The organism is Streptomyces sp. NRRL B-1347 (genome assembly GCF_000720325.1).
Lineage (GTDB): Bacteria > Actinomycetota > Actinomycetes > Streptomycetales > Streptomycetaceae > Streptomyces.
In genome coordinates this window covers 1-283 of the sequence record NZ_JOJM01000314.1, presented here as the reverse complement: position 1 = coordinate 283, position 283 = coordinate 1, and the positions used below count along the sequence as shown (strand labels likewise).

Below are 283 nucleotides of genomic sequence, written 5' to 3'. Positions count from 1 at the left end.
CCCAAGGAGTTCAAGCGGGACGCCGTCGGGCTGGTCCGTTCCTCCGGGCGGCCGGTGGCCGAGGTGGCCCGCGAGCTCGGCGTCAGCACCGAAGGCCTGGGGACCTGGGTGAGCCAGGCGAAAGCCGACCGGGGCGGGGGCCCGGCGGGCGCACTCACCAGCGCCGAGCGGGAAGAGCTGAAGCGTCTCCGCAAGGAGCTGGCGGAAGCGAAGAAGGCGAACGAAATACTGGTAAAAGCCGCGGCCTTCTTCGCCAAGGAGATCGTGAAGTAGGCGAGTTGTG

The 283-nt window shown here is 68.9% G+C and carries 1 protein-coding gene; it reads left to right on the top strand.

Annotated elements, in window-relative coordinates; all coding sequences use genetic code 11:
- Positions 1-273 (top strand): transposase (locus tag IG74_RS0145150; protein ID WP_030689801.1); only part of this gene is annotated, 273 nt, incomplete at its 5' end.
- Between the last annotated feature and the right edge of the window lie 10 nt (positions 274-283).